This window comes from Streptomyces sp. NPDC033131 (genome assembly GCF_055578365.1).
Map to the genome: position 1 here is coordinate 1 of NZ_JBVIPA010000126.1, position 1,074 is coordinate 1,074.

The 1,074-nt window shown below is 66.4% G+C and carries 1 protein-coding gene; it reads left to right on the forward strand.

Features of this window, described 5'->3' with window-relative positions:
- Positions 1-166: 166 nt before the first annotated feature.
- The gene (locus tag ACZ5XS_RS45805; RefSeq protein ID WP_468661650.1) at positions 167-985 is read left to right on the forward strand and encodes an IS5 family transposase; all 819 of its coding nucleotides are present in this window, start codon (positions 167-169) and stop codon (positions 983-985) included.
- Positions 986-1,074: the final 89 nt, after the last annotated feature.

Here is a 1,074-nt window from a genome sequence, read left to right on the forward strand (position 1 = left end):
AGCCCGTTTCCGCACACGGGAAGACGTCGCCAGGTTCCTCGGCCCCGACAAGACCGAGATCAAACCGACGTGTTGATTCCCGGCAAGCCCTTAGGGGTCCTTGCAGAATGATCCTTTTGTGGCACGGTGGAGGTGCATGTGATTCCGTGTTTTGTGGGGTGTGACCATGGCGCGGCGGAAGCCGTGGGAGGTCAGTGACGGGTTGTGGGCGGTGATCGAGCCGCTGTTGCCTAAGCATGAGCGGCGGTTCCGGCACCCGGGGCGCAAGCGGATCGATGACCGCAGGACGCTGCAGGGTGTGCTGTTCGTCCTCTACACCGGTATCCAGTGGGAGTACCTGCCGCAGGAGTTAGGGTTCGGTTCCGGTCCTACCTGTTGGCGGCGGCTGGCCGAGTGGCAGGATGCGGGGGTGTGGGAGGAACTTCAGCGGGTGCTGCTGGACCGGCTTCGGGCGGCGGACCGCCTGGACTTCGACCGTGTCACCGTCGACGCTTCGCACGTGCAGGCCAAGCGGGGGCGAAGCAGCCCAAAAGTCGGTCCGAGTCCGGTTGACCGTGCAAGGCCGGGCTCGAAGCATCACGTGCTGACCGAGGCGCACGGCATCCCGCTGCGGGTGTCGCTGACCGGCGGTCATCGCAATGACGTCACCCAACTCCTGCCCCTGGTCGACAGCCTTGGGCCAGTGAGGGGCAAGCGGGGCCGGCCCCGGCGCAAGCCCCGCACGTTATACGCCGACCGAGGCTACGACCACGACGTCTACCGTCGCCGTCTGCGTGAGCGCGGCATCACGCCGAAGATCGCCAGGCGCGGCGAGCCGCACGGCTCGGGCCTGGGTCGCGTCCGGTGGGTCGCCGAGTCCGCTATCGCCTGGCTCCACGGACCCCGCCGCCTACAGACCCGCTGGGAAACCCGAGACGACATGCACGACGCCTTCCTCCAGCTCGCACACTGCATGACCCTCGCGCGCAAGCATCCGGCTTTCTGAGTGGGCGGTTCGTGAGTTGATGTCCGTTCCGGACTTGGTTACTGCTTCTTGCTAAAGGTGCCGGGCTCGGCCTCGGTGAGGATTCCTAG

What these genes read in the sequence shown, in the direction of transcription:
- ACZ5XS_RS45805 (WP_468661650.1), top strand. Translation starts at nt 167, where the DNA reads ATGGCGCGGCGGAAGCCGTGGGAGGTCAGTGACGGGTTGTGGGCGGTG.